20 protein-coding genes and 2 pseudogenes are annotated in these 24682 nt (G+C 74.5%); 13 read left to right on the plus strand and 9 right to left on the minus strand.

Features of this window, described 5'->3' with window-relative positions; translation table 11 throughout:
• Positions 1-9: 9 nt before the first annotated feature.
• On the minus strand, positions 10-1242 hold the full coding sequence (locus J421_RS25730) for a sensor histidine kinase (RefSeq protein WP_025413992.1): 1233 nt from the start codon (positions 1240-1242) through the stop codon (positions 10-12).
• A 244-nt stretch (positions 1243-1486) separates the two neighbouring features.
• On the opposite strand from J421_RS25730, the gene J421_RS25735 reads away from it, so the two are divergent.
• From J421_RS25735 to J421_RS25745, 3 genes are all read left to right on the plus strand, one after another.
• Positions 1487-1927 (plus strand): MarR family winged helix-turn-helix transcriptional regulator, encoded by a 441-nt coding sequence (locus tag J421_RS25735; protein WP_025413993.1) that lies wholly within the window; start codon positions 1487-1489, stop codon positions 1925-1927.
• Positions 1928-2027: 100 nt separating this feature from the next.
• The gene (locus J421_RS25740) at positions 2028-2540 is read left to right on the plus strand and encodes a DoxX family protein (RefSeq protein WP_025413994.1); all 513 of its coding nucleotides are present in this window, start codon (positions 2028-2030) and stop codon (positions 2538-2540) included.
• Between the two features lie 52 nt (positions 2541-2592).
• Entirely contained in the window at positions 2593-4296 is a 1704-nt protein-coding gene (locus J421_RS25745) for a serine hydrolase domain-containing protein (RefSeq protein WP_025413995.1), read from the plus strand.
• On the opposite strand, the gene J421_RS25750 is transcribed toward J421_RS25745, so the two are convergent.
• Both J421_RS25750 and J421_RS25755 read right to left on the minus strand, forming a co-directional pair.
• Positions 4280-4993 carry a methyltransferase domain-containing protein gene (locus J421_RS25750; RefSeq protein WP_158508903.1) on the minus strand — a complete coding sequence of 238 codons (714 nt, stop codon included), beginning with the start codon at positions 4991-4993 and terminating at the stop codon, positions 4280-4282. The two genes, J421_RS25745 and J421_RS25750, sit on opposite strands and share 17 nt — an antisense overlap.
• Before the next feature lie 49 nt (positions 4994-5042).
• Positions 5043-5237: pseudogene (locus J421_RS25755) on the minus strand (cold-shock protein); the annotation flags it as partial.
• Positions 5238-5403: 166 nt separating this feature from the next.
• On the opposite strand from J421_RS25755, the gene J421_RS25760 reads away from it, so the two are divergent.
• From J421_RS25760 to J421_RS25780, 5 genes are all read left to right on the plus strand, one after another.
• On the plus strand, positions 5404-7536 hold the full coding sequence (locus J421_RS25760; protein WP_025413998.1) for an alpha-glucuronidase family glycosyl hydrolase: 2133 nt from the start codon (positions 5404-5406) through the stop codon (positions 7534-7536).
• A 54-nt stretch (positions 7537-7590) separates the two neighbouring features.
• On the plus strand, positions 7591-7920 hold the full coding sequence (locus tag J421_RS25765) for a PadR family transcriptional regulator (protein ID WP_025413999.1): 330 nt from the start codon (positions 7591-7593) through the stop codon (positions 7918-7920).
• Positions 7910-10612, plus strand: a complete 2703-nt coding sequence (locus J421_RS25770) for an ADOP family duplicated permease (RefSeq protein WP_025414000.1) — start codon at positions 7910-7912, stop codon at positions 10610-10612. The genes J421_RS25765 and J421_RS25770 overlap by 11 nt, the downstream gene beginning before the upstream one ends.
• A gap of 101 nt (positions 10613-10713) precedes the next feature.
• A complete protein-coding gene (locus J421_RS33100; RefSeq protein ID WP_158508904.1) occupies positions 10714-10890 on the plus strand; it encodes a hypothetical protein in 177 nt (58 codons plus the stop codon).
• A 93-nt stretch (positions 10891-10983) separates the two neighbouring features.
• Positions 10984-11379, plus strand: coding sequence for a hypothetical protein (locus J421_RS25780; protein WP_025414002.1), 396 nt, complete (start codon positions 10984-10986; stop codon positions 11377-11379).
• 15 nt (positions 11380-11394) lie between these two features.
• Here the strand turns inward: J421_RS25780 and J421_RS25785 are convergent, their stop codons facing one another.
• Both J421_RS25785 and J421_RS25790 read right to left on the minus strand, forming a co-directional pair.
• Positions 11395-11820 (minus strand): Rid family detoxifying hydrolase, encoded by a 426-nt coding sequence (locus J421_RS25785; protein WP_104023296.1) that lies wholly within the window; start codon positions 11818-11820, stop codon positions 11395-11397.
• Between the two features lie 108 nt (positions 11821-11928).
• Positions 11929-13470 (minus strand): serine hydrolase domain-containing protein, encoded by a 1542-nt coding sequence (locus tag J421_RS25790; protein ID WP_025414004.1) that lies wholly within the window; start codon positions 13468-13470, stop codon positions 11929-11931.
• A gap of 96 nt (positions 13471-13566) precedes the next feature.
• Between J421_RS25790 and J421_RS33105 the strand changes: the two genes are divergently transcribed.
• On the plus strand, positions 13567-13794 hold the full coding sequence (locus tag J421_RS33105; RefSeq protein ID WP_158508905.1) for a rhodanese-like domain-containing protein: 228 nt from the start codon (positions 13567-13569) through the stop codon (positions 13792-13794).
• 132 nt (positions 13795-13926) lie between these two features.
• Here the strand turns inward: J421_RS33105 and J421_RS25795 are convergent, their stop codons facing one another.
• From J421_RS25795 to J421_RS25810, 4 genes are all read right to left on the minus strand, one after another.
• Positions 13927-16383 (minus strand): ABC transporter permease, encoded by a 2457-nt coding sequence (locus tag J421_RS25795; RefSeq protein WP_158508906.1) that lies wholly within the window; start codon positions 16381-16383, stop codon positions 13927-13929.
• A gap of 102 nt (positions 16384-16485) precedes the next feature.
• On the minus strand, positions 16486-16839 hold the full coding sequence (locus J421_RS25800) for a cupredoxin domain-containing protein (RefSeq protein ID WP_158508907.1): 354 nt from the start codon (positions 16837-16839) through the stop codon (positions 16486-16488).
• A 94-nt stretch (positions 16840-16933) separates the two neighbouring features.
• Positions 16934-17758: an anti-sigma factor family protein gene (locus J421_RS25805; RefSeq protein ID WP_025414007.1), complete on the minus strand. Its 825-nt coding sequence runs from the start codon at positions 17756-17758 to the stop codon at positions 16934-16936.
• Positions 17759-17766: 8 nt separating this feature from the next.
• Entirely contained in the window at positions 17767-18303 is a 537-nt protein-coding gene (locus tag J421_RS25810; RefSeq protein ID WP_025414008.1) for a sigma-70 family RNA polymerase sigma factor, read from the minus strand.
• A 180-nt stretch (positions 18304-18483) separates the two neighbouring features.
• On the opposite strand from J421_RS25810, the pseudogene J421_RS25815 reads away from it, so the two are divergent.
• The 4 genes and pseudogenes from J421_RS25815 to J421_RS25825 form a co-directional block, all read left to right on the plus strand.
• Positions 18484-19431 (plus strand): annotated as a pseudogene (locus tag J421_RS25815) (metallophosphoesterase family protein); the annotation flags it as partial.
• A gap of 87 nt (positions 19432-19518) precedes the next feature.
• On the plus strand, positions 19519-19752 hold the full coding sequence (locus J421_RS34835; RefSeq protein WP_425485856.1) for a plastocyanin/azurin family copper-binding protein: 234 nt from the start codon (positions 19519-19521) through the stop codon (positions 19750-19752).
• Between the two features lie 41 nt (positions 19753-19793).
• The gene (locus J421_RS25820; protein WP_025414010.1) at positions 19794-20435 is read left to right on the plus strand and encodes an ECF-type sigma factor; all 642 of its coding nucleotides are present in this window, start codon (positions 19794-19796) and stop codon (positions 20433-20435) included.
• Entirely contained in the window at positions 20432-24586 is a 4155-nt protein-coding gene (locus J421_RS25825; protein WP_148306541.1) for a protein kinase domain-containing protein, read from the plus strand. The genes J421_RS25820 and J421_RS25825 overlap by 4 nt, the downstream gene beginning before the upstream one ends.
• Positions 24587-24682: the final 96 nt, after the last annotated feature.

Raw genomic sequence — 24682 nt, forward strand, 5'->3', positions numbered from 1 at the left:
GTTAGGCGCCTACGCGTCCGGCGCGGATCCGCGCGCCGGGGCGCCGTCCGCGACGTCGGCCGCGCGACGCGCCGGGAGCGCGAACGCGAAGCACGATCCGCCGTGCGGCGGGAACGTCACCCACGCGCGCCCGCCGACCGCCTCGATCGCGTCGCGCACGATCGTCAGGCCGAGCCCGGTGCCCTCGACGTCGGTCACGGTCTCCTCGTGCGCGCGGAAGCCCTGCGCGAACAGGTGTGGGCGCTTCTCCTCCGGCACGCCGAGCCCGTTGTCGCACACCTCCACGACGATCTCGCGCCGCGGCGCGCTCACGAACGCGCGAATCAGCACCCAGCGCGCGGCCTTCGCCGGGTCGGCGTACTTGATCGCGTTCGACAGGTAGTTCGTGAGCGACAGCTCGACCGCCGCGGCGGGCACCTCGACCGCGGGCAGCGGGCCGATGCGCACGGCGACGCCCGACGCCCGCGCGCGGTCGCGCAGCTGTCGCACCGCCTCGGCCACCGCCTGCGGCAGCAGGATGCGGCGCTGGTGGCGGGCCTCGGGATCGAGACGCGACAGCTCGACGAGGTTGCCGAGCACGTCGCGCATGACGCGCGCGTTGCGGCGGATGATCTCGATCGCCGGAGGGCGACGGTCCTCGGCGAGCCCGGGCTCGTCGAGCAGCTCCGCGGCGCCGAGGATCGCGCCGATCTCGTTCTTCAGCTCGTGCGTGAGCGCGCGGTTGAACGCGCGCAGCCGCGCCTCGCGCTCGGAGAGCCGCGCGCGCATGCGCTGCAGGTAGTGCGCGACGCTCGCCTCCTGGATGACGGCGATGGCGCGGAACAGCCGGTGCCCACAGACGAGGATCTCGTCGCGGTCGCACGGCGCCTGGAGCTCGCGGACCTCGCGCACGAGGAACGCGAACAGCACGCCGCCGAGGAGCTCGAACTCCTTCAGGATCTCGTACTCGTCGAACCCCTGCTCGTGGCGGAGCGCGCCGAGCTCCATCGCCTTCGCGATCACCGGCGCGTCGGCGGGGATCTCCTGCGCCGGGTCCTCGATGTACGCCGCGATGCCGGCGAACAGCATCGGCACGTGGTCGAGCAGCTCGTCGCTCGGGAAGACCTCGTTCGGGTCGAGGTTGACCCGCGCGCTGATGCGGTCGAGCCAGCGGCGCGTGAGCTCCTCGCGGGCGTCGCAGATCCGGAGTGCGAGCGCCGTGGCGAGCGGGCAGGAGGGGAGCGGGTCGTTCGAGGCGATCATGACGATTCCGACGGAAAACTTCGCGCTCGTCGCAGGATCCGCACCCCTCCGCCCACCGCGCATGGAAGTCCGACGGGTCTTGCGCCCAGCGTGAAATTAGTTATCATGGCAACAGTTGCCTGTCACTTCAACCGCGCCTCGTTCGATGGCCTCGTCACGACACCCCGTCCGACCGCGCCCCGGTCGGCTCCAGCGAGAGCTCCGCCAGGGACGCCCGTTCGCCTCGGCGCGGCAGGAGGCGACCGTGGCGCTGCTGCGCACGGCGTCGGTGGTGCGGCGCGTCCTCGAGCGCGTCGTCGAGCCGTTCGGGCTCAGCCTCGCGCAGTACAACGCGCTGCGCATCGTCCGCGGCGCCGGCACCGGGGGCATCCCCACGCTCGCCATCCGTGAGCGGATGATCGAGGAGGGCACCACGATCACGCGGCTGCTCGACAAGCTGGAGGAGGCCGGCCTCCTGCGCCGCGAGCGCTCCCTTCCCGACCGGCGGCAGGTGATCTGCTTCGCCACCGCCGCCGGCGTGCAGCTGCTCGACCGTGTGGACCCGCTCGTCGACGCGAGCGACGCCGCCGCGGTGGAGACGCTCCCCGACGACGACGTCACGCGGCTCGTGGCGCTGCTCGACGCCGTGCGGACGGCGAACGCGGAGCGTGGCGCGGCCCGCCGCGCCGCCCCCGCATCCGGCTAGCGCGATCGCGACCGAGAAGTCTCCCAAAGCGTCCAATAGTTGTCATGCTAACTGTTGCCTTGCACTTCAAACGCCCGACCCCACCTCGGAGGAAATCCCCATGTCGACCATCACTCGCCCCGCCCCGTACGCGACGCCGGGCTCGCTCACGACGCCGGTCGCGCTCCTCGACAGCCGAGCCGCCGTCGCGCCGTTCGTCGCTCGCGTCTCGCTCGCGCTGCTCATGTTCCCGCACGGAGCCCAGCACGCGCTCGGCTGGTTCGGGGGCTACGGCTTCCGCGGCACGCTCGGCTGGATGACGGGCACGCTCGGCTTCCCGGCGCCCGCCGCGGCGCTCGCGATCACCGTCGAGCTGCTCGCGCCGTTCGCGCTGCTCCTCGGCTTCGGCAGCCGCCTCGCCGCGCTCGGCCTCGTCGGCCTGATGCTCGGCGCCATCAGCACGCACGTCGCGAACGGCTTCTTCATGAACTGGTTCGGCGCGCTGAAGGCCGGCAGCGAGGGGTTCGAGTACCACCTGTTCGCCATCGCGCTCGCGGCGGTCGTCGTCATCGACGGCGGCGGCGCCCTGTCGGTCGACCGTCGACTCGCGCGTGCCGTGCGTTCCGAGCGTTGAGCTTCCGCGGCCGAGGCCGCATGTTCGGCGCTGACCTCCTCCGGATCCACCGATGATGCGCCGCCTCGCCGCTCTCCTCACCGCCGCGTTCGGTCTCGCGTCGAGCGTCGCGCGCGCCCAGCACGTCGTGGGCGTGCGCGACGCTCGCGCGCTGCGCGCCGACAGCGTCTTCCAGCGCTTCGACCGCACCGACTCGCCGGGCTGCGCGCTCGGCGTCTACCAGGACGGCCGCATCCTGTACGCACGCGGCTACGGGATGGCGAGCCTGGAGCACGGCATCGCGCTGTCCCCGCGCTCCGTGCTGGACGTCGGCTCCATCTCGAAGCAGTTCACGGCGATGGCGATGCTGATGCTGCAGAAGGAGGGCAAGCTGTCGCTCGACGACCCGCTGCGGAAATACATCCCGGAGATGCCGGCGTACGCGGACCGCATCACGCTCCGCCGCGCGCTGAGCCAGACGAGCGGGCTGCGCGACCTGTACGTGATGATGGGGCAGACGGGCCGCACGTTCGCCGGCGACACGATCGACGCGCTGCGCGTGATCACGCACTCCGCGGAGCCGAACTACGAGCCTGGCGCGCGCTACCTCTACACGAACTCGGGCTGGATCCTCGCCGCGCAGATCGTCTATCGGCTCACCGGCAAGACGCTCGACCGGTTCGCCGAGGAGCGGATCTTCGGGCCGTTAGGCATGCGCGACACGCGCTACCTCGCGGACGTCACGACCATCGTGCCCAACGCGGCGGAGGGGTACGCGCCGCGCCCGGACGGCGGGTTCCGCGTCGCGCGCTCGACGTACGACGGCGCCATCATGGGGGCCGGCGCGGTGCACACGACGATCGAGGACTTCGGCCGCTGGCTCGACAACTACGACGCGGCGACGGTCGGCGGCCGCGACATCATCGAGACGATGACGACGGTGACGCCGCTGAACGACGGCACGCCGGCCGTCTCGGGTCCCACGCAGGCGTACGCGATCGGCCTCAACGTCGGGACGCTGCGCGGGCTGCGCGTCGTCTCGCACGGCGGCAGCTGGGCGGGCTACCGCGGCCACTTCCTCCGCTTCCCCGACCAGCGGTTCGCCGTGGCGACGTTCTGCAATCTCACGACGTCGGGCCCGGACTCGCTCGCACGCAAGGTGGCCGGGATCTACCTCGGCGATCGCATGCAGCCCGACAGCGCCGCGCTGTGGACCGCGGCGCTGGACGCGGCGCCGCGCGGCGACGTGCCGACCGCGAGCCTGCGCGCGCTGGCCGGCGTGTGGCGCAACGTGGAGCGTGGCGAGGTGCGGCGCACGCGGCTCGTCGGCGACACGCTGTTCGCCGTGGGCGCCGAGCGCACGCGGATGGTGCCGGTCGAGGGCGGCCGCTTCCGCGTCGGCTCCGGCACCGAGTTCCGCTTCGAGCGCGACGGCGACGCGGCGGTGCCGACGCGCATGATCGTGCGCACGACGGGTGAGACGGTGACGTACACGCGGGCCGACACGGCGGTGCTGACGCCGGCGCGGCTCGCCGAGTACGCGGGCCGCTACCGGAGCGACGAGGTCGACGCGACGCACACGTGGACCGTCGAGAACGGACGGCTCGTCGTGTACTCCGACGACCGCCGGCTCGGCGCGCTGGAGCCGACCTACGCGGACGGCTTCACGCGCGGCGGTGCGGTCATCGACGTGCAGCGCGACGCGAAGGGGCGCATCACCGGATTCGTGGTGGAATCCGGGCGCGTTAGGCACCTCCGCTTCACGCGGGTGCGGTGAGCGCGTCGGCGGCCACCGGCTGCCGTCCGCCGCGGTACCCCTGCAGGGTGCCGTCCGCGTCGAACAGCAGCAGCAGCGCGTCGGGGCTTCCGTACCGCTGCATGACGTCGCGCATGACGGGCGCTTCCCCGCCCCACGGGTAGCCGAACACGACGTCGAAGTCCTCCGGCGCGCGGCCGAGCTGCTGATAGCCGGAGTCGCCGCGCGCGATCGTCCCCGTGCGTCCGTCGCCGTCCGCCGACCGCCATCGATAGCCGGTCGGCAGGAAGCTGCCGACGACGAAGCGCGCGCCGGAGCCGTGGCGGGCGGCGACCTCGCGTGCCGTCGCCACCAGCCCGGCATCGACCTCGATGCCGTACGCATCGAAGCCCATGAGGTCGGCCATGATCGTGATGATGCCGGTGGCCGACCCCCACTCCAGGAAGCGGCGCCCCGGCGCGCGCAGCGCCAGGAGCGTCGCTCGGACGACCTCGTAGTCGGCCGGGACGAACGGGTGGAACCCGCGCTCCCGCACCGTCCCGTCGAACCGTTCCCAGATGGCCCAGCCGTCGGCGCACAGGGCGTCGAGTCGGGCGTGAAGCGCCGCCTCGGCGTCGGGCTCCCGCGTCACGGCCGGGCGACGCTGGCCGTCAGTACCCGCCTCGCCCGCGGCCGCCACCACCGCCGTACCCACCACCGCCGCCGCCGTAGTCGCCACCCCGACCACCACCGCCCCCACCGCTCGGCCGCCCGCCGCCGAGCCGCGTCACGTTCTCCGCGGCCGGCCCCTTCTGCCCCTGCACGACGTCGAACTCCACGCTCTCGCCCTCGTCGAGCGACTTGAAGCCGCTGCCCTGGATGGCCGAGTGGTGGACGAACAGGTCCTTGCTCCCGTCCTCGGGCGTGATGAAGCCGAAGCCCTTGTCGTTGTTGAACCACTTCACGGTTCCCTTCGTGCGCATGACGCCGCTCTCTCGAAAAAAAGTGGGTTCGGCTCTCGGGAGTCGGCAGGCGGCGGGCTCCCGGCGGGTCGGCATGACGCAGGTTTCGCTCCCAACACGCGGCCAGCGCGGCCGCGGAGCGACATTCCGATAGCTTCGAGGCACGCCGCCCACCCCGAACCCAGCCATGCCGCGCTCGGCTCGCCACACCGCAACGGCGCTTCTCACGCTGCTGGCCGTCATGGCCGCGCCGCTCCGGGGGCAGCAGCCGCCCGCCGAGAGCGGGTACGATCTCTGGCTCCGCTACGTCGGCGTGGAGGACGCCGCGCTGCGACGCGCGTACGCGTCTCGCATCACGCACCTCGTGGTGCAGGGGGCCTCACCGTCGCTGCGTGCGGCGGCGGGCGAGCTGGAGCGTGGGATCCGCGGACTGCTCGGCGCCGGCGTGCCGGTCGAGGCGGAGGTCCGCGGGCAGGGCGCGCTCGTCGTCGGAACGCCGGCGAGCTCCGCGATCGTTAGGCACCTTGGCTGGGGGCGCGAGCTCGACGCGCTGGGGCCGGAGGGGTTCGTGATTCGCTCGACGCGCGTCGCCGACCGCCCGGTGACGATCATCGCATCGAGCGGCGACGCGGGCGCGCTGTACGGCGCGTTCCATCTTCTGCGACTGCTGCAGACCGGACGGCCGATCGACACGCTGCGCGTGGCCGAGCGACCGCGCCTCGCGCGCCGGATGCTCGACCACTGGGACAACCTCGACGGCACCATCGAGCGCGGGTACGCCGGCGCGTCGATCTGGCGGTGGGCCGAGCTGCCCGCCCGTATCGACCCCCGGCTCGTGGACTATGCGCGCGCGAACGCGTCGATCGGCATCAACGGGGTGGTGCTGAACAACGTGAACGCGGATCCGCGCGTGCTGCGCGCCGACTACCTGGCGAAGGTCGCGGCGATCGCGAGCGCGCTGCGCCCGTACAACGTCCGCGTGTATCTCAGCGCGAACTTCGGGGCGCCGCTTCCTCCGTCGAGCACACCGGACGCCATGAAGAAGTGGGGCGGCATCGGATCGCTGCCGACCGCCGATCCGCTGGACCCGCGCGTCGCGCGGTGGTGGCGCGAGAAGGCGGACGAGATCTACCGGCTGATCCCGGACTTCGGGGGCTTTCTCGTGAAGGCGAGCTCGGAGGGGATGCCGGGTCCGCAGGACTACGGACGCAGCCACGTCGACGGCGCGAACATGCTCGCGGCGGCACTCGCGCCACACGGCGGCGTGGTGATGTGGCGCGCGTTCGTGTACCCGAAGAACGCGGACCCGGATCGCGTGAAGCGCGGCTACAAGGAGTTCGTGCCGCTCGACGGCCGGTTCGCCGCGAACGTGTTCGTGCAGCCGAAGAACGGCCCGCTCGACTTCCAGCCGCGCGAGCCGTTCAACCCGCTGTTCGGCGCGATGCCGGACACGCCGCTGATGCCGGAGCTGCAGATCACGCAGGAGTATCTCGGCCGCGCGACGCACCTCGTCTATCTCGCGCCGATGTGGAAGGAGTTCCTCGACGCCGACACGCACGCGCGCGGCGCGGGCTCCACGGTCGCGCGCATCGTCGAGCGCGCGCCCAACGGCACGAGCGGCATGACCGGCATCGCGGGCGTCGCGAACGTGGGCGCCGACAGCGACTGGACCGGGCACCACTTCGCGCAGGCGAACTGGTACGCGTTCGGGCGGCTGGCGTGGGATCCGTCGCTCCCGTCCGACGCCGTGGCGGAGGAGTGGGCGCGGATGACGTGGAGCAACCGGCCGCGCGTCGTGCGCACGGTGGAGTCGATGATGCTCGGCTCGTGGGAGGCGGCGGTGAGCGACATGACACCGTTGGGCCTGAGCCTCACGGTCGACGGCCAGCACTACGACCCGGGACTCGAGCGACGCGAGGGCGAGTACTGGCACGCGGACTCGCTGGGGATCGGCTACGACCGCTCCAGCCGCGGCAGCGACTACGTGGGCCAGTACCACGAGCCGCTGCGCCGTCTGTGGGACGAGCCGGCGACGACGCCGCCGGAGCTGCTCCTGTGGTTCCACCGGGTGTCGTGGGACTTCCGGCTGCCTAACGGCCGCACGGTGTGGGCGGAGCTCGTGCACCGCTACGACGACGGCGCGCGCTACGGCGACGATCTGCTCGCGTCGTGGCGCACGCTCGCCGGCGACGTCGACGCGCGGCGATGGCGCGAGGTGCAGGACCGGCTGGAGCAGCAGCGCGCGCACGCGCTTCGCTGGCGCGACGCGAGCGTCGCGTACTTCGGGTGCCGGAGCGGGCGCACGCGCTGCGGCGGCTGACGCGCTGTGACGAGCCGTGCTTGCGGGCGCGGCGCGATCCTTACAACGTAAGGAATGGGACGCGATCTCCTCGGGGGGTTCGAGCATCTCGTGCTCCTCGCCATCCTGCGGCTCGACGCGGACGCGTACGCGCCCGCGATCCTCGACGAGATCGAGCGCACGACCGGCCGCGCGCCGGCCGCCGGATCGGTCTACGTGACGCTCGACCGACTCGAGGCGAAGGGGTTCATCCGATCGCGCGTCGGCGGCGAGACGCCGGAACGCGGCGGTCGGCCGAGGCGCTACGTCACCGTCACGGCGCGCGGGCTGCGCGAGGTGCGCGCCGCGCGCGCCGAGCTCTCCGCGCTGTGGCGCGGCTTGGAGACACGGCTCGATGGCGCGTGAGCGCGTGCCCGCCGCGCTCGAGCGGCTCGTCACGATGATCGTGCGCGCCTCGGCCTACGGCGACGCGATCGTCGGCGACCTGCGCGAGGGCTTCGCGCGGCGCGCCGCGACTTCGCCGGCCGACGCGCGCCGGTGGTACCGGCGGCAGGCGCTGTCCATCGCATGGCGCTATCTGCCCACGGCGTTCCGTCACCGCGTCGACCGAGGAGATCCGCGCATGAGCACCGTCGTCTCCGACCTGCGCGACGCCGCGCGCGCGCTCCGCCGACGTCCGGGCCTGACGTCGCTGCTCGTGGCCTCGCTCGCCCTCGGCATCGCGGCGAACGGCGCGATCTTCGGCGTCGTGCGCGGCGTGCTCCTCCGGCCGCTCGCGTTCCCCGACGCCGACGGCGTCGTGACGCTGTGGTCGACGAACGCCGCGCGCGGCACCTCGCGCGACGGCGTCTCGCGGCAGGACGCCGCGGACTGGGCGACGGCCACGCACACGCTCGCGGCGATCGGCACCTACACCTCGGTCGAGTCGAACGTCGTCGCCGGCGGTACGGGCGAGCGCGTGCAGCGCGCGCGCGTCGCGCTCGCGTCGCCCGACGTCTTCCGCGTCCTGCGGGTGCCGGCGCTGCTGGGCCGCACGCTCGCCGCCGACGACGAGACGCGGCACCCCGACGTGGCCGTCGTGAGCTACGCGTTCTGGCGCGGCGCGTTAGGCGGCGACCCGGCCGCGGTGGGCCGCGCGATCACGGTGGACGGCAAGCCGCTCACCGTCGTCGGCGTGATGCCGCGCGCGTTCGACTTCCCCGACGCCGCGACAGCGCTGTGGAAGCCGTTCGGCGCGCCGCCCGACGCGACGGGACCGCGCCAGGCGCGCTGGGTGAGCGCCGTGGGCCGTCTGCGCGCCGGCGTCCCGATCGACGCCGCGGCATCGGAGCTGGCCGCGGTGGCGTCGCGGCTCGCGCGCGCGTACCCGGCGAGCAACCGCGACGTCGGCGTGCGCGTGGAGCCGCGGCTCCGCGCCGAGACCGGCGACGTGCGACCGCTGCTGCTCGTCGCGTGGGCGATGGTGGGGCTCGTGCTGCTGATCGTCACGGTGAACAGCGGCAACCTGCTGCTCGCGCGCGCCGCGGAGCGCGAGGGGGAGGTGGCGGTGCGCGCCGCGCTCGGCGCCGGCCGCGGTCGTCTCGTGCGCGCGTGCCTGGCCGAGTGCGTGGTGCTCGCCGCGGCCGCCGGCGCGTTAGGCACCGCGCTCGCGGCGCTGTCGCTCGCGCTGCTCCGCCGCCTCGACGGGGTGAGCGCGCTGGACGTGCCGCGGCTCGGCGAGCTGACGCTCGATCCGTGGGTGCTCGCCTACACCGGGGTGCTGTCGCTGGCCGCCGCGCTCGCGTTCGGGGTCGCGCCGGCGCTCGGCGCGGCGCGCACGCGGCCGGCCGGCGCGCTGCGACGCGGCGGCCGCGGCACGACGTCGTCGGGTCGGCACGAGCGTCTGCGGTCGTCGCTCGTCGTGGCGCAGGTGGCGGTCGCGGCGATCGTGCTCGTCGTCGCCGGACTGCTGCTGCGCAGCTTCGCGCGGCTGAGCCGGGTGGAGCCGGGCATCGCGCTCGACGGGCGCGTCACGTTCCGCGTCGCGCCGGACTGGGGCACGTATCCCGAGCGCGCGCGGGCGCAGGCGCTCTACGACCAGCTGCTCGCGCGCCTCGCGGAGACACGGGGCACGATCGCGGTGGCCGCCGTGAACCGGCTGCCGCTCACCGGCGCCTGGTGGACGACCGACTACGAGCCGGAGGGGCGGCCGTCGGAGCCGGGCGCCGCGCCGACGGCGAGCTATCGCGTGGTGACGCCGGGCTACTTCGCGACGATGGGCATCCCGCTGCTCCAGGGCCGCGGCATCGAGGCGGTCGACCGCGCCGGCGCCGACCCGACGGTGGTCGTCAGCCGCTCGTTCGCCGAGCGCGCGTGGCCGGGCCCGCGCGCGATCGAGCGCGCGATCGGCCGCCGCGTCACGCTCGATCCCGACGCGCCGGAGCGACACTGGCTCCGCGTGGTCGGCGTCGTCGGCGACGTGCACACGAGCGGGCTCGCCGACGCGCCGGAGCCGCTCGCGTACGTCTCGTTCGGCCAGGCGACGTTCGGCCACTTCGGCGACTGGGGAATGGACGTCGTCGTCCGCGTGCGCGACGGCGCGGGCGCGCGCGAGACGAGTGCCGTGCTCGCCGCCGCCCGCCGCGCACTGCACGCGATCGCTCCGTCGATCCCGGCGTTCGACGGCCGCCCGTTAGGCGACCTCGTGGCCCGCGACCTGGCGCGCCGCCGGGTGCTCGTGCGCGTGCTCGGCGCGTTCGCGGCGACGGCGTACCTCATCGCGGCGCTGGGGCTGTACGGCGTCGTCGCGTACGGCGTGGCGCGGCGCCGCGCGGAGCTCGGACTCAGACTGGCGCTCGGCGCGGAGCGCGGGCGCGTGTGGGCGGCCGTGGTGCGCCGCAGCGTGGGGCTCGCGGCGGCCGGCGCGGCGCTCGGGCTCGCGATCGCCGCGGTCGGAGGCCGGGCGGTCGCGGGGCTGCTCTACGACGTGGGGCGGCTCGATCCGGCGACGTTCGCCGCGGTCGGTGCGGCGCTGCTCGTGCTCGCGGGCGCGGCGGCGTGGGTGCCCGCATTCCGCGCGTCGCGCGTGAGCCCGCTGGAGGCGCTGCGCGGCGACTGACGCGGATCCCGCCGGCACCGGGTCGTTCGCCCCATGTGGCGCGCGGCCGATCGTCGCACCATGACGCGTCGGCCGCGAGATCCCAGGAGCCCGAGGACGTCATGCTGCTCGCCACCGTGTATCTGAGCCGGTACGGCACCCGGCTGCGCGCGTACAACATGCTGCAGGTCGAGCTCATGGCGGCATACCTGCGCCGCGGCGGGAGCGAGGAGGCGTGGTGCGTGCGATACGCCGCAGCATTCCGTCGCCGCTTCGGCTGGATGCTCGCGGAGGCCTGACGGCGCGCGGGAATAAGGAGCACTCGGTGTGAATCATCATGACGACGGCGCCGCATCGAGGCGCGCGTCGCTCCTTCACCGCGAGGCCTTCCCATGAACGCACGCACTCTCGTCCGCGCCGTCGCGGGCGCGCTCTCCGTCGCCGCGATCGCTCCGCTCGCGGCGCAGAGCCCCACGGCCGATATCCGCCCCGTCGTCACGTTCCACGTCGCGACGCGCAACCACGACCGCACGATGCCGGCGACGGTGGTCGTCGCCGACTCCGCGGGGCAGCTCGTCGCGCGCTACCGCCTGGCGAAGGACTCGTCCGAGCATCGCATGGGCGTGTTCGTCTACCGCGACGATCTGGTGGTCGTCGGCGAGACGGAGAAGGGCGTGCTCGAGATGGTCTTCGACAAGCAGGCGCAGGGGACGCCCGGCCGCACCATCACCGGCCGCTGGCAGCGCGGCTCGGAGGAAGGGGTCCTGCGCGGCCGCGTGAAGGGCTGACGCCGCGCCGCCTGGCTACCGCGTCGAGCGACGGTCCACGGCGACGATCTCGAGCTCGATGCGCGCGCCGAGCGGCAGCGCCGCCACGGCGATGGTGGTGCGCGCGGGATGCGGCGCGTCGAAGTGGCGCGCGTACTCGGCGTTGAACGCGGCGAAGTCCGCCATGTCGACGAGGTACACGTTCACCTTCACGACGTCGTCCATGCCGAGCCCCGCGGCGTCGAGCACGGCGGCGAGGTTGCGCAGCGCCTGCCCCGCCTCGGCGACGGTGCCGCCCTCGACGAGACGTCCGGTCGCCGGGTCCTGGCCCGTCTGGCCGGAGAGGTAGACGAGGTCGCGCGCGCCGACGCCCGTGCGCACGGCGTGCGAGAACGGGCCGACCGGTGGCGAGAGCGCGGGGCTGGTCACCGCATCGCGGGTCGCTCGTGGTGTGGCGGACATCGACTCTCCTCCGTCGTACGGTGTGCGCTCCCGTCGTGCGTCGGACGGAGTATCGTACGCGGCGTGGCGACGTGCTGTCAGATCCTTGTGCCGCTCCGCGCGCCCCGCCTAACGCGCGGCCGGGGCGAGCGTGACGGGGTAGCTGAGGCGCGCGCCGAACGGCGCGTCGGACGTCGGGTACGTCGTGACGAGCCCCACGAGCGCGTCGCCGCGGCGATAGAGCTCGACGTAGACGTCGTACGGCCCGGGGCCCACGTCGTCGGACTCGTGCAGATCGCCGCGGAACCGTCCGGAGAGCCGGCCACCGGTGCCGTCGAACGGCGCGAGCTGCACGCCGCGCAGCGACGCCGCCGCGCCGCCGTCGAGCGCGACGTCGACGTCGCGGGCATCGGACACGCGCACGCGGATCGGCGTGTCGCCGTGCGGCGTGCGGATGGTGCCCGCCCAGCCGCCGACGAGCGCCGGCGGCACCGGTGGCGGCGATGGCGCCGCGCGCTGCATCGACGACTGCGCCACGCGGACGCTGTCGCTCGATCGGCGCGCGCGGTATCCGGGGATCGCCGCGTCGAGCGCGGCCTCGGTGACGGCGGTCGTGATGCCGGTGCCGGTGTTCGCCAGCACCGCGACCGCGACGCGCGCGGCGGGAAGCACGAGCAGCGACGCGGAGGCGTCGTCGGTGCCGCCCTGCGCGAACAGCGCGCGGTAGCCGTGATGATCCGGCTCGATCCACCAGCCGAGCGCGTACGCGCCGTCGCCGTCGCCCGTCGACACCGTGGTGTCGTGCATCAGCGCGAGCGTCGCCGGCGCGAGCGCGCGTGTCTCGCTCTCCGCGCCGAGGTGCAGCAGGGCGAAGCGCGCGAGATCGTCGACGCTCGCGTATCCACCCGACGCGCCGGGCGTGGAAGTCGTCGCGGAGTCGTGCGGACCGCGCGCGCGGCTGTAGCGCACCGCGGTCAGCGCGCGCAGCTCCGGCGACGGGCCGATCGACGCATGCCGCATGCGCGCGGGCAGGAAGACCTCGTCATGCAGCACGCGCGCGAACGGACGCTGCGCCGCGCGCGAGGCGATCTCGCCGAGTATGCCGTAGCCGAGGTTCGTGTAGTCGAAGTGCTCGCCGGGCGGGAACATCAGCGCGCCGAACCGCGCGACGGCACGATCGATCGGCTGCACGCGGCAGCCGGGTTGGTCGGTGTAGCACACGTTCCAGTACGTCGTCACGCCGCTCGTGTGCTGCAGCAGATGCCGCACCGTCGCCTGCGAGCCGCTCCACGGGCCGACGCTCCACAGTCGACCCGACGGCGGCAGATAGTCGTTCGCCGGCGCGTCGAGCCGGATGCGTCCCTGCTCCACGAGTCGCATGACGGCCGTGGCCGTGAGCGTCTTCGTGACCGACGCGAGGTAGTAGGGCGTGTCGTGCGTCGCGCGCACCCGGCGCGCGCTGTCGGCGAGGCCGAACGCCTCCTCCCACGCGATGCGCCCGTCCTTCACGACGGCCACGGCGATGGACGGCGTGCCGTCGGCCGCCATGAGGCGCGTCACCGTCGCGCGTGCCTCGGCGAACGCGTCCTGCGCGCGCGCGTCGGTGGCACGCATCGCGCCGAGGGCGAGAGCGAGGAACGCGAGCGTGCGTGCGATGCGGGAGCGGGACATGTGACATCCTCGACGGGGAGACTCGTCCTCTCGGACATCGCGCGTCGTGGCACGGTTTGAACGCACCGAACGGCGCGCGCCGAGCATATTGCAGCCATGAGCGCTCCCGACCACGTCCCGACGATCGACCGCGCGGAGCTCGCCGCCCGGCTCGGCGACCCATCGCCGCCGGCGCTGTTCGAGGTCCTGCCGCGCGGGTACTGGCGCAAGCATCACCTGCCGGGCGCGCTGAACGCGCCGCCGGCGGAGGCGGTCGCGATCATCACCGCCGCGGTGCCCGACCGCGACGCGCCGATCGTGGTGTACTGCTGGGACCCTGGCTGACCCCACTCCAGGTACGCCGCCCGTGATCTGGCGGCGCTGGGCTACACCGCCGTGCGCGAGTACCGCGACGGGAAGCAGGACTGGATCGCCGCCGGGCTGCCGATGGAGCGGCCCGCGCGGTGAGACGTTCCGTTAGGCGAGCACCGCCGCCGGCGCGATGCGCGACGCGCGCCGCGCCGGCAGGTACGCCGCGAGCGCGGCGACGGCGAGCAGCACCGCCGCGATGACGAGCAGCGTCGCGGGATCGCCGGGCGCCACGCCGTAGAGCTGCGCGCGCAGGAGCCGCGTCGTGGCGACGGCGAGCACGGCGCCCGCCAGCGCGCCGAGCGCCACCGGCGTGAGCCCGCGCCGCACGACGAGCCTCGCGATCTCGCCCGGCGCCGCGCCGAACGCCATGCGGAGCGCGATCTCCCGCGTGCGCGCGCCCACCGCGAACGCGATCATGCCGTACACGCCGACCCCCGCGAGCACGAGCGCGATCGCGCCGAGCGACGAGAGGAGCAGGGTGTTGAATCGCGCGGTCGCGCGCGATGCCGCCACCAGCTCGTCCATCGTGCCGACGGCGGGAGCGGGCAGTCCGCGGTCCACCGCCTCGACCGACGCGCGCACGGCGCGGGTGAGCGTGGCGGGCGGCACCCGCGTGCGCGCGACGACGGTGAGCGAGCCCTGCACGGCGCGCCACAGCACCGGTGGCGCCTGCTCGAACGGGATGTAGAGCTCCGGCGCGGGTGGCTGATCGAGGCTCACGTCGCGCGGCCCCGCGACGACGCCGACCACCTGCATGAAGTGCGTGTGGCTCGGGTCCATCCCCTCGATGCGCCGGCCGATCGCGCGCTCCACCGGCTCGCCCGGCCACAACTTCGCGGCGAGCGCGTCGCTGATGATGGCGACGTTCGTCGACCGCGCGTCGTCGAACGCGGCGAAGTCGCGCCCCGCGCGGAGGCGGATGTGCAGCGCGCGGAAGTAGCCGGGGCCGATCAGGCGCAGGTCGGCGAGCAGCCGCTCGCCATCGGTCATCGGCCGCCCCTCGGCGCCGACGCCGCTGCGGATCGCGCCGCCTAACGGCACCGTGGATGCGAGCGCCGCCGACTCGACGCCCGGCGTGCCGCGCACGCGCTCGGCGATCGCGTGGTACACGGTCGCCGCACCGGCGAGGTCGGGGTAGCGGTTCGCGGGGATCAGGATCCGCGCGGTGACGACGCGCTCCGGATCGAAGCCGGGGTCGACGTGCGAGATCTCCCACGCGGTACGCACGAGCAGCCCGGCGCCGCTCAGCAGCGCCATCGCGAGCGCGACCTCGGCGGCGACGAGCACGCTCCGCGCGCGCTGCCGCTCGCGCCCCTCCCCGCCGCCCCGCCCGCCCTCGCGCAGCGCACCCTCGAGCCGCAGGGCGCCGGCACGCGCGGCGGGCCACGCACCGACGACGAGCGCGCACAGCGCCGAGGCGCCTAACGTGAACGCGATGACGCGGCCGTCGACGGCGGCCTGATCGAGGCGCGGCACGCCCGGAGGCCCGAGGCGCACCGCCGCCCTCACGAGCGCGTACGCGAGCGCGAGCCCCGCGGCGCCGCCGAGCGCGCAGAGCACGCCGGCCTCGGTGAGGAGCTGCGCGACGAGGCGTCCGCGCCGCGCCCCGATCGCCGCGCGCACCGCCATCTCGCGCGAGCGTGCGCTGCCGCGCGCGAGCAGCAGGCTGGCGACGTTGACGCACGCGATGAGGAACACGAACGACACCGCGCCCAGCAGCACGAACAGCCGCGCGCGCAGGTCGCCGACCGCGGCGTCCGCGTACCGGCGCGCCTGTGCCGCGTAGCCGCTCCCCCACATCGGAAACCGCGCCGCGAGCGCGCGCTCGTCGGCCGCCACCGCCGCCGTCGCCTGCTCGACCGAGACGCCGGGCGCCAGCCGCGCGACGACGTTGAGGTAGCGCCGCCGGAAGTCGGTCAGCTCGTCCGACGTGAGCGCGAGCGGCACCCACAGCGCGTCGCCCGCGCTCGTGGCGTCGAACGCGGCCGGCATCACGCCGACGACCGTGTAGAGCGAGTCGTCGAGTCGCAGCGTGCGGCCGACGATGGACGGATCGCCGCGGAACTCGCGGTGCCACAGCGCATCGCCGAGCACCACGACGTGCGGCGCGCCCGGTGCGGCGTCCACCGCCGTGAAGCCGCGCCCCAGCGCGGGCGGCACACCGACGACGTGGAAGAAGTCCGCCGTGGCGCGCGCGCCCGTGACCACCGTCGGCGCCTCGCCGCCGCGCGCGTCGGTGCGCGAGAGGACGAACGTGTTCTGCGGCTCGACACCGGCGACGGCGTCGAACGCGCGGCGGCGCTCGCGCCACGTCGCGAGCTCGAGGTTCGACGCCGCCGCCACCGGCGCGCCGTCGCGCGTCGGCTGCAGCACGACGACGCGCTCGGGCCGCGCGAACGGGAACGGCCGCAGCACGACGGCATCGACCACGCCGAACACGGCCGCGGTGGCGCCGATTCCGATGGCGAGCGTCGCCACCGCAGCCAGCGTGAACGACGGCGCGCGGCCGAGCTGCCGCAGCGCGTACGACGCATCGCGCCGCAGCCGATCGAACGAGTTCACCACACCCGCCTCCGCGAAGGGTCGACTCCCGACGAGTCCCGTCGCGAAAGCTGAGCGCGCGTACGGCCGTCCGCGAGCGGCGGACGGCCGCGACGTGACGGACTACCGCGCGCCGCCGACCACCACCGTGCCGTGCATCTCGGGATGGATGTGGCAGGAGTACGTGTATCGTCCCGCGGCGGCGAACACGCGCCCGACGCGGGTGTTCGTGACGGTGCCGGGGATGTCGGCCGGCGCGCCGGCGGCGGCGTCGAAGAACACGTTGTGCGCGACCGAGCCGAACGCGAACGTCACCGTGTCGCCGGGCGCCACGGCGAGGGTGGCGGGGGTGAACACGAGCGACGGCAGTGCGGCGACGGTCTTCTGCTCGACGTTCGCGGGGCTTGACGGGCCGTACGCGTTGCTGCCGCACGCAGCGGCGACGACGGCCACGACGATGGCTATGAAGGCACGCATGGATCTCCTGGAGTGAGAACGCGGCGGAGCCGCGGAAGCGCGCGAGCGCTCACTCATCAGGACTCCGCGATCGCGTCGGAATTCCCGCGAGTGCCTAACGCGCCCCTCGCAGCAGCTTCGCGAACCCGGCGAGCTCCGTCGCGTTCAGATCGGAGACGACCCACTGCTCCACGCCGCCGGCGCGCCAGTGCACCGCGTTGTAGCCGCGCGACGCCGCGGTCGACGCGCCGACATCGCCCGCGCTCGTCGGCCACGAGAAGACGTTGATCGCGTGCTGGCGCCGGCCGTACACGACGACGGCGACCGGCCGTCCCGCGACGTAGTCGAGCCGCCCGCCGAGCAGCGGGAAGCCCTGATCGTCGAGGCGCGGGACGGTGGGAGAGAAGTCGAGGCGCCCGTCGAACCACGGCTTCACGTTGTGCTGGTCGTTCGACTGCACGTCGGTGAGGTGCGCGGGCATCAGCGACCGGATGTGGCTCGCGAGCACCTCGCGCTCGACGATGGCGTCGTTCCGCCGCGCACCGGAGATCGCGCGCGTGGCGACGAGCGTGGTGCCGCTCGACAGCAGCACGAGCGCGGCCGCCGCGGCCCATCGCGAGGCCCACGGTCGTCGGCGCGGCGCGGGCGGCGCCGCGGCCGGCAGCGTCGCGTCCGCGCGCGCCGCATCGCGTAGCGCGGCGCGGACGCGCACGCGGAGCGTGTCGGGCGCGGAGTAGTGCACGAGACCTTCTCGAAGAGTCGCGACCGTCGCGAGCGTGGACTCGTAGGCCGCCGAGCAGTCGGCGCACACGGTGAGGTGGCCGGCGATGGCCGCCGCCTGGTCGGCGGGCAGCTCGTCGTCCACGTACGCGCCGAGCACGTGGTGCACGTGATGCTCGCGGCCGTTCGACGGCTCGCGTGCGTGGTCGTGTGAATCCATCGGCACTCTCAGCTCGCCTCCCGCGAAGCCAGTCCTAACGCGTGCTGCATGCGCTTCCGTGCGCGCGCCAGGCGCGACATGACCGTCCCGATCGGCACGCCCGCCACGCGCGCGATGTCACGGTACGACATCCCGTGGACCTCGCGCAGCACGAGCGCCTCGCGAAACTCCGGCGCCAGCTCGTCCAGCGCGCGGCCCAGCGTCTCCCCGCGGTCCGCGGCCATCGTGCGGCGGTCGGCCGCGTACGACGGCGGGGCCGCGATCTCGTCGCCGCCGGCCGCGAGCTCGAGCTCCATGCTCGCCCGCGCTCGCCGGCGCAGCGAGTAGCAGCAGTGGCGCACGATCGTGAGGAACCACGCCCGTGGGTCGCCGCCGCGGAACGTCTCGAAGTACCGCAGCGCGCGAAGATAGGCCTCCTGCACCATGTCCTGCGCGTCGTGTGCATCGCGTGTGAGGTAGCGCGCGAGCGTGTACGCATCGTCCATCAACGGCAGGAGCTCGCGCTCGAACCGCTCCAGCGTCGCTGGTGAGTCCTGGCTGTCCACGGATGGGCCCTCGTATGCGTGCGGCGGCGGGGCGACGCGCCTCCCGCCACGTGTCCAGAGCTCAGGTGTGCCCGGTTTATTCCCGTCGTCGCGAGCCGAGCCGCGCGGGAATACCGGCCCGCGCGTCCTGATACGGTGGGTACGCAGTCACACCACCGGACCGGACACGAGGAGCGATGGATGGATACCCCGAGCGACGACGGCATCGACCGCCGCGGCTTTCTGCAGTGCATGGCGTGGGCAGGGACGGGCCTGCTGTGGACCATGCGGGGCGGCGTCCCCACGGCGACGGCGATGAGCACGCTGCGCGACGCCGTCGGCGGCGCGGCCGGCGAGCGGGTGCTGTTCGCCCAGATCAGCGACAGCCACATCGGCTTCGACAAGGCGGCGAACGCGAACGTCACGGCCACGCTGCAGGAAGCGGTCGCGAAGCTCAACGCGCTCCCGCGCACGCCGGCGTTCGTGCTCCACACGGGCGACATCACCCAGCTCTCCAAGCCGTCGGAGTTCGACACCGCGGACCAGGTGCTGCGCGGGCTGAAGAGCGAGCGGGTGTTCTACGTGCCCGGCGAGCACGACGTGCTGACGGACAACGGCGCGTCGTACCTCGACCGCTACGGCCGCGCCGTCGGCGCGAAGGGCGGCGGCTGGTACAGCTTCGACCACGCCGGCGTGCACTTCATCGGCCTCGTGAACGTGCTGAACCTGAAGGCCGGCGGCCTCGGATCGTTAGGCGCCGAGCAGCTCGCGTGGCTCGCGGGGGACGTGCGCGGGCTGAGCGCGAGCACGCCGATCGTGCTGTTCGCGCACGTGCCGCTGTGGACCGTCTACCCCGAGTGGGGCTGGGGGACCGACGACTCGGCGCGCGCGCTCGACCTGCTGAAGCGATTCGGGTCGGTGACGGTGCTGAACGGGCACATCCACCAGATCATGCAGAAGGTGGAGGGCAACGTGCACTTCCACACCGCGATGTCGACGGCGTTCCCGCAGCCCGCACCCGGCTCGGCGCCGTCGCCCGGCCCGATGACCGTCGCGCCGGGTCTGTTACGCAGTGTACTGGGTGTGGCGAGCGTGAGCGTCGTGCCGGGACGCCACGCGCTCGCCGTCGTCGACGCGACGCTCTCCGGCGCGCCAGCCGCGTTCGCCGAAGCGAACCGCCACGACGCACCGCGGCGCGCGGACGGGCGGCCGGCACTCGGCCCCGGCGAGATCGGCATCGACAACTTCGCGTTCGGGCCACGGGAGCTCGCGGTGCCGTCGGGCACCGCGGTCACGTGGATCAACCGCGACGACGTGCCGCACGTCATCGCGAGCGCGCAGGGACGCTTTCCATCGTCGCCGGTGCTCGACACGAACAAGCGCTTCACGTTCCGCTTCGCCGAGCGCGGCACGTACGACTACTTCTGCTCCATCCACCCGACGATGACGGGGAGGATCGTCGTGTCGTGACGCGCTCTTCCGCCCCCTCTCCCGAGCCGCATCTTAGGACCATGTCGAGAAGGCCGAAGGAGCCACCGCCGGCCGCGAGCGCGACCGAGCTGCTGGCCGAGCTGCGCGCGGGCCGCCCCGAAGCGCTCGAGCGGCTCGTCCCCGTGCTGTATCTCGAGCTGCGTCGCAGCGCACGGCGCGAGCTCGCCGCGCGTCCGAGCGACACGCTGTCGCCGACCGCGCTCGTGAACGAGCTGTATCTGCGGCTCGCGGGCGTCGAGCATGCCGACTGGCGCAACCGGGCGCACTTCCTGGCCGTCGCCGGCATCGCGATGCGGCACATCCTCGTCGACAACGCGCGGCGGCGACTCACGGCGAAGCGCGGCGCCGCGGCACGGCCGGTCACGCTCGACGAGCACGTCGTGCCGGGCCGCGACGACGCCCTGTCGCTGCTCGAGCTGCACGACGCGCTCGACCGGCTCGCCGCGCTCGACCCGCGGCTGGCGCGCGTCGTCGAGTGCCGCTTCTTCGGCGGCATGTCGGAGGAGGAGACGGCGGAGGCGCTGCACGTCACGGCGCGCACGGTGCGGCGCGACTGGGTGAAGGCGCGCGCGCTCCTGCGCACGTCGCTCGGCTACCCGACCGAGCGCACCGGCGTCGCGCGCGCGGGCGGCGAGCCCGCGCGCGCGCTGCGGCCGCCGTGAGCCAACCGGAGCCGCTCTCTCCGGCGCGGTGGGCGGTGGTGCAGCCCGTGCTCGACGGCGCGCTGGCGCTCTCCCGATCACGCCGCGCGGCGTTCCTCGACCGCGCGTGCGGGAGCGACGTCGCGCTGCGGACGGTGGTGGAGACGCTGCTCGCGGCGTCCGAGGACGCGGACGACATGTTCCGCACGCCGGCCGCGGTCGTCTTCGGGTCGCTGCTCGGCGACGGCGCGCCGGCGCTCCCCGACGAGCTCGGAGGACGCTACCACATCGTGCGCGAGATCGGGCGCGGCGGCATGGCGACGGTGTATCTCGCCGACGACCCGAAGCACGCGCGGCAGGTCGCGATCAAGGTGCTGCACGCCGACGTCGCGCGCGCCATCGGCCAGTCGCGGTTCCAGCGCGAGATCGAGATCGCCGCGGGCCTGTCGCACCCGCACATCCTGCCGCTGCACGACTCCGGCACGGTGCCGTCCGACGTCGACGGCGAGCCCGCGCTGCTGTACTTCGCGGCGCCGTTCGTCGCCGGCGAGTCGCTGCGGAGCCGCCTGCACCGCGAGCGCCGTCTGCCGACCGACGAGGCGCTGCGTCTCGCGCGCGAGGTCGCCGGCGCGCTCGACTACGCGCACCGGCAGGGGGTGATCCACCTCGACATCAAGCCGGAGAACATCCTCCTGCAGGAAGGGCACGCCGTCATCGCGGACTTCGGCATCGCGCGCGCGATGCGGCGACGCGCGACGAGGCGGCGCACCCACGCGCACCACGAGACGTTAGGCACCACGACGGGCGTGCTCGGCACGCCGGCGTACATGAGCCCCGAGCAGGCGGCCGGCGCGCGCGACGTCGACGGCCGGAGCGACGTGTACTCGCTCGGACTCGTGCTGCGCGAGATGCTCACCGGCGAGCACGCGGGCCGCGGCGGCGACGACGGGATCGCGCGCGACGTCGCGTCGATCATCCGCCGCGCCACGGCGCTCGCGCGCGAGGACCGGTTCCTCACCGCGGGCGAGCTGGCGCGCGTGCTCGCCGACGTCGCGCACACGCCGCCGAGCGCCGCGACGCCGCCGTACGGCGGGGGACGCGACGACGGGCGCCTCGCCGTGGAGACGCCCGACGAGACGGTGGTGGCACCGCGCGCGCCGGTGGAGCAGAGCGTCGTCTGCCCCGTGCTCGTCGGCCGCGAGGCGCCGCTGTCCACGGTGCTGCACACGCTCGAGCGCGCGCATGCGGCGCACGGCGGCACGCTGCTCGTCTCGGGCGAGGCAGGCATCGGCAAGACGCGGCTCGTGCGCACGATGGTCGAGCGGGCGCGGGCGCTCGGCTTCGCGACGCTGCGCGGTGCGTGCTTCGAGGCCGACCGCGGCCAGCCGTACGCGCCGCTGCTCGACCTCGTGCGCGTGCTCGCCGCGAGCACGTCGCCGGCGCTCGCCGCGCACTACTTCGCGCCGGCCGCCGCGGAGCTGGTGGCGATCTTCCCGGAGCTGCGCAGCGTGTTCGGCGACGTGCCGCCGCGCCCGACGCTCGACCCGGAAGAGGACCGCCGCCGGCTGTACCACGCGTACGGCGAGGCGGTGCGCACGCTCGCCGCGGTCCAGCCGCTGCTGCTCGTGATCGAGGACGTGCACTGGAGCGACGACGCGACGCTCGACCTCGTGCTGCACCTCGCGCGGCAGATCGGCGCGCAGTCGGTGGCGCTCATCCTCACGTTCCGCAGCGACGAGGTGGGACCGCGGCTCGCGCGCCTGCTCGCCGACCTCGATCGCGCGCGGTGCGCGTCGGAGATCGCGCTGCGGCCGCTCGGCACGCCGGAGGTGCAGGCGATGCTGCAGGCGATCTTCGGCCCGCACGCCGCCTTCGGCGCCGCGTTCGTGGACGGGCTGCACGCGCTCACCGAGGGCAACCCGTTCTTCGTCGAGGAGATGCTGAAGGCGCTGCTCGTCGCCGGCGATCTGTCGCAGGTGGACGGGGCGTGGCGCGCGCGCCCGCTGGAGCACGTGCGCGTGCCCCGCACCGCGACCGAGGCCGTCGGGCGCCGGCTCGCGGGGCTCACCGCGCCGGCGCGTCAGGTGGCGTCGGTCGCCGCGGTCGCCGGACGGCGCTTCGACTTCGGGCTGCTGCAGACGCTCACCCGGCACGACGACGCCGCGCTGCTCGCGCTGCTCCGCGAGCTCGTCGACGCGCAGCTCGTGGTGGAGGAGTCGGCGGACCAGTTCTCGTTCCGGCACGCGCTCACCCGCGAGGCGATCCGCGCGCGGCTGCTCCGGCGCGAGCGCGTGGCGCTGCACAAGGCGATCGCGGTGGCGATGGAGGCGCAGTGCGAGGACGGCACCACCGACCGCGACGCGGCGCTCGCGTACCACGCGTTCGAGGCCGGCGCGTGGGACTGGGCGCAGTCCTACGCGCTGCGCGCGGCGGAGCACGCGCTGGCGCTGTGCGCGCCGCGCGAGGCGTTGCAGCACTTCGAGCGCGCGGTCGCGGCGACGCGGCATGCCGGCGGCCGGCCGAGCGCGTCGCTGCTCGTCGCGCGCGGCCAGGCGCACGAGACGTTGGGCGCGTTCGGCCCCGCGCACGACGACTTCGGCGCCGCGCTGTCGGCGGCGCGCGACGCGGGCGATCGCCGCGCGGAGTGGACGGCGCTGCACGCGCTGGGCATGCTGTGGGCGGCACGCGACTACGAGCGCGCGGGACGCTACCGGCACGACGCGCTCGACGTCGCTCGCGCGATCGGCGACGACCGGCTCGTCGCGCGCAGCCTGAATCGCGTCGGCAACTGGTACGTCAACCGCGAGGATCCGTACGCGGGCATCCCGCACCACGACGAGGCGCTGGCGATCTTCGAGCGGGTCGACGACCGGCGCGGCGTGGCGGAGACGGTGGACCTGCTGGCGATGGCGCACCACGTCGGCGGCGCGGAGGTCACGGCGGGGGCGCTGTACGAGCGCTCGGTCGCGCTGTTCACCACGCTGCAGAACCGCCGCGGCCTGGTGAACGCCATGGCGGTGCTCGGTGTCTGCGGTCCGAGCTGGCACGCCTCGGCCGGCCCGGTGCACACGAGCCGAATGATGCCGGCGCTGCTCGCCGAGGAGCGCGCGGCGCGCCTCGCCGTCGACATCGGGTGGCGCGCCGGGGAGGCGTTCGCCCGGTATCTGATCGCGGACTGTCTGCTGTGGCGCGGCGAGATCGGGCGCGCGCTCGGTCTCGCGCGCGCGTCGCTCGCCATCGCCGGGGAGATCGAGCACCTCGAGTGGCAGGCAGCGGCGCGCCGCGTGCTCGGCACGGCCGCGCTGGAGCTGGGCGCCACGGCCGAGGCGCTCGGGCCGTTAGGCGCCGCGCACGACGTCGCGCGCCGGCTCGGGTCCGCGGTGTGGACGCGGTGGACGGCGTCGCCGCTCGCCATCGCGCTCGCGCGCGACGGGCAGCACGAGCGCGCCGCGACGCTGCTCGACGAGGTCGACCGCCTCATCCCCACGCCGACCGGCGCCCGCCCGACGCTCGGCGCGCGCTTCCTGTCGCTCGCGCGCGCGGAGGTGGCGCTCGCCGCCGGCGCGCCCGCCGGGGCGCTCGCCGCGCTCGATGCCGACGCCGCCGTCGGGACGCCGCGCGTCGCGCTGCTCCGCGCGCAGGCGTTCGCGGCGCTCGGCCGGTGGAGCGAGGCGGCCGAGTCGTTAGGCATGGCGCGCGACGACGCGCTCGCGCAGGGCGCGGTGCCGCTGCTCTGGCGCATCGACGCGGCGGTGGGCGCCGTGCATCTCGGCCAGCGCCACCGCGTGGAGGCGCGCCGGGCGTTCGACGCCGCGCGCTCGGCCGCGGGCCGGCTCGTGGCGGACGTCGACGAGCCGGCGCTCCTCGCGGGGTTCCGCGCGCTCGTCGATCGGCTCGCTCCCGCGCCGCCGGCGCGCACGCGGCGGCAGGCGGCGAAGGCGGCGCACGGTGGGCTCACCCGGCGCGAGCGCGAGACGGCGGCGCTCGTCGCGCGGGGCAAGTCGAACCGCGCGATCGCGCGGCTGCTCGGCATCGCCGAGCGCACCGTCGAGAGCCACGTCGCGGCGGCGCTCGCGAAGCTCGGCTTCTCGTCGCGCGCGCAGCTCGCCGTGTGGGCGACGCGCCAGGGACTCGTCGGCCCCGACACGGTCCCCGGGAAGCCGCGCCACTGAGGCCCGTGCTCCGTGGCCACGATGGAAATCTCCGTATTCGCCACGACGCCGTGACGCTCGATCGCCGGTAGTCTGCGGAAGAAGCCACCATTCCCT

It is taken from the genome of Gemmatirosa kalamazoonensis (assembly GCF_000522985.1).
In the GTDB taxonomy this organism is placed as follows: domain Bacteria; phylum Gemmatimonadota; class Gemmatimonadetes; order Gemmatimonadales; family Gemmatimonadaceae; genus Gemmatirosa; species Gemmatirosa kalamazoonensis.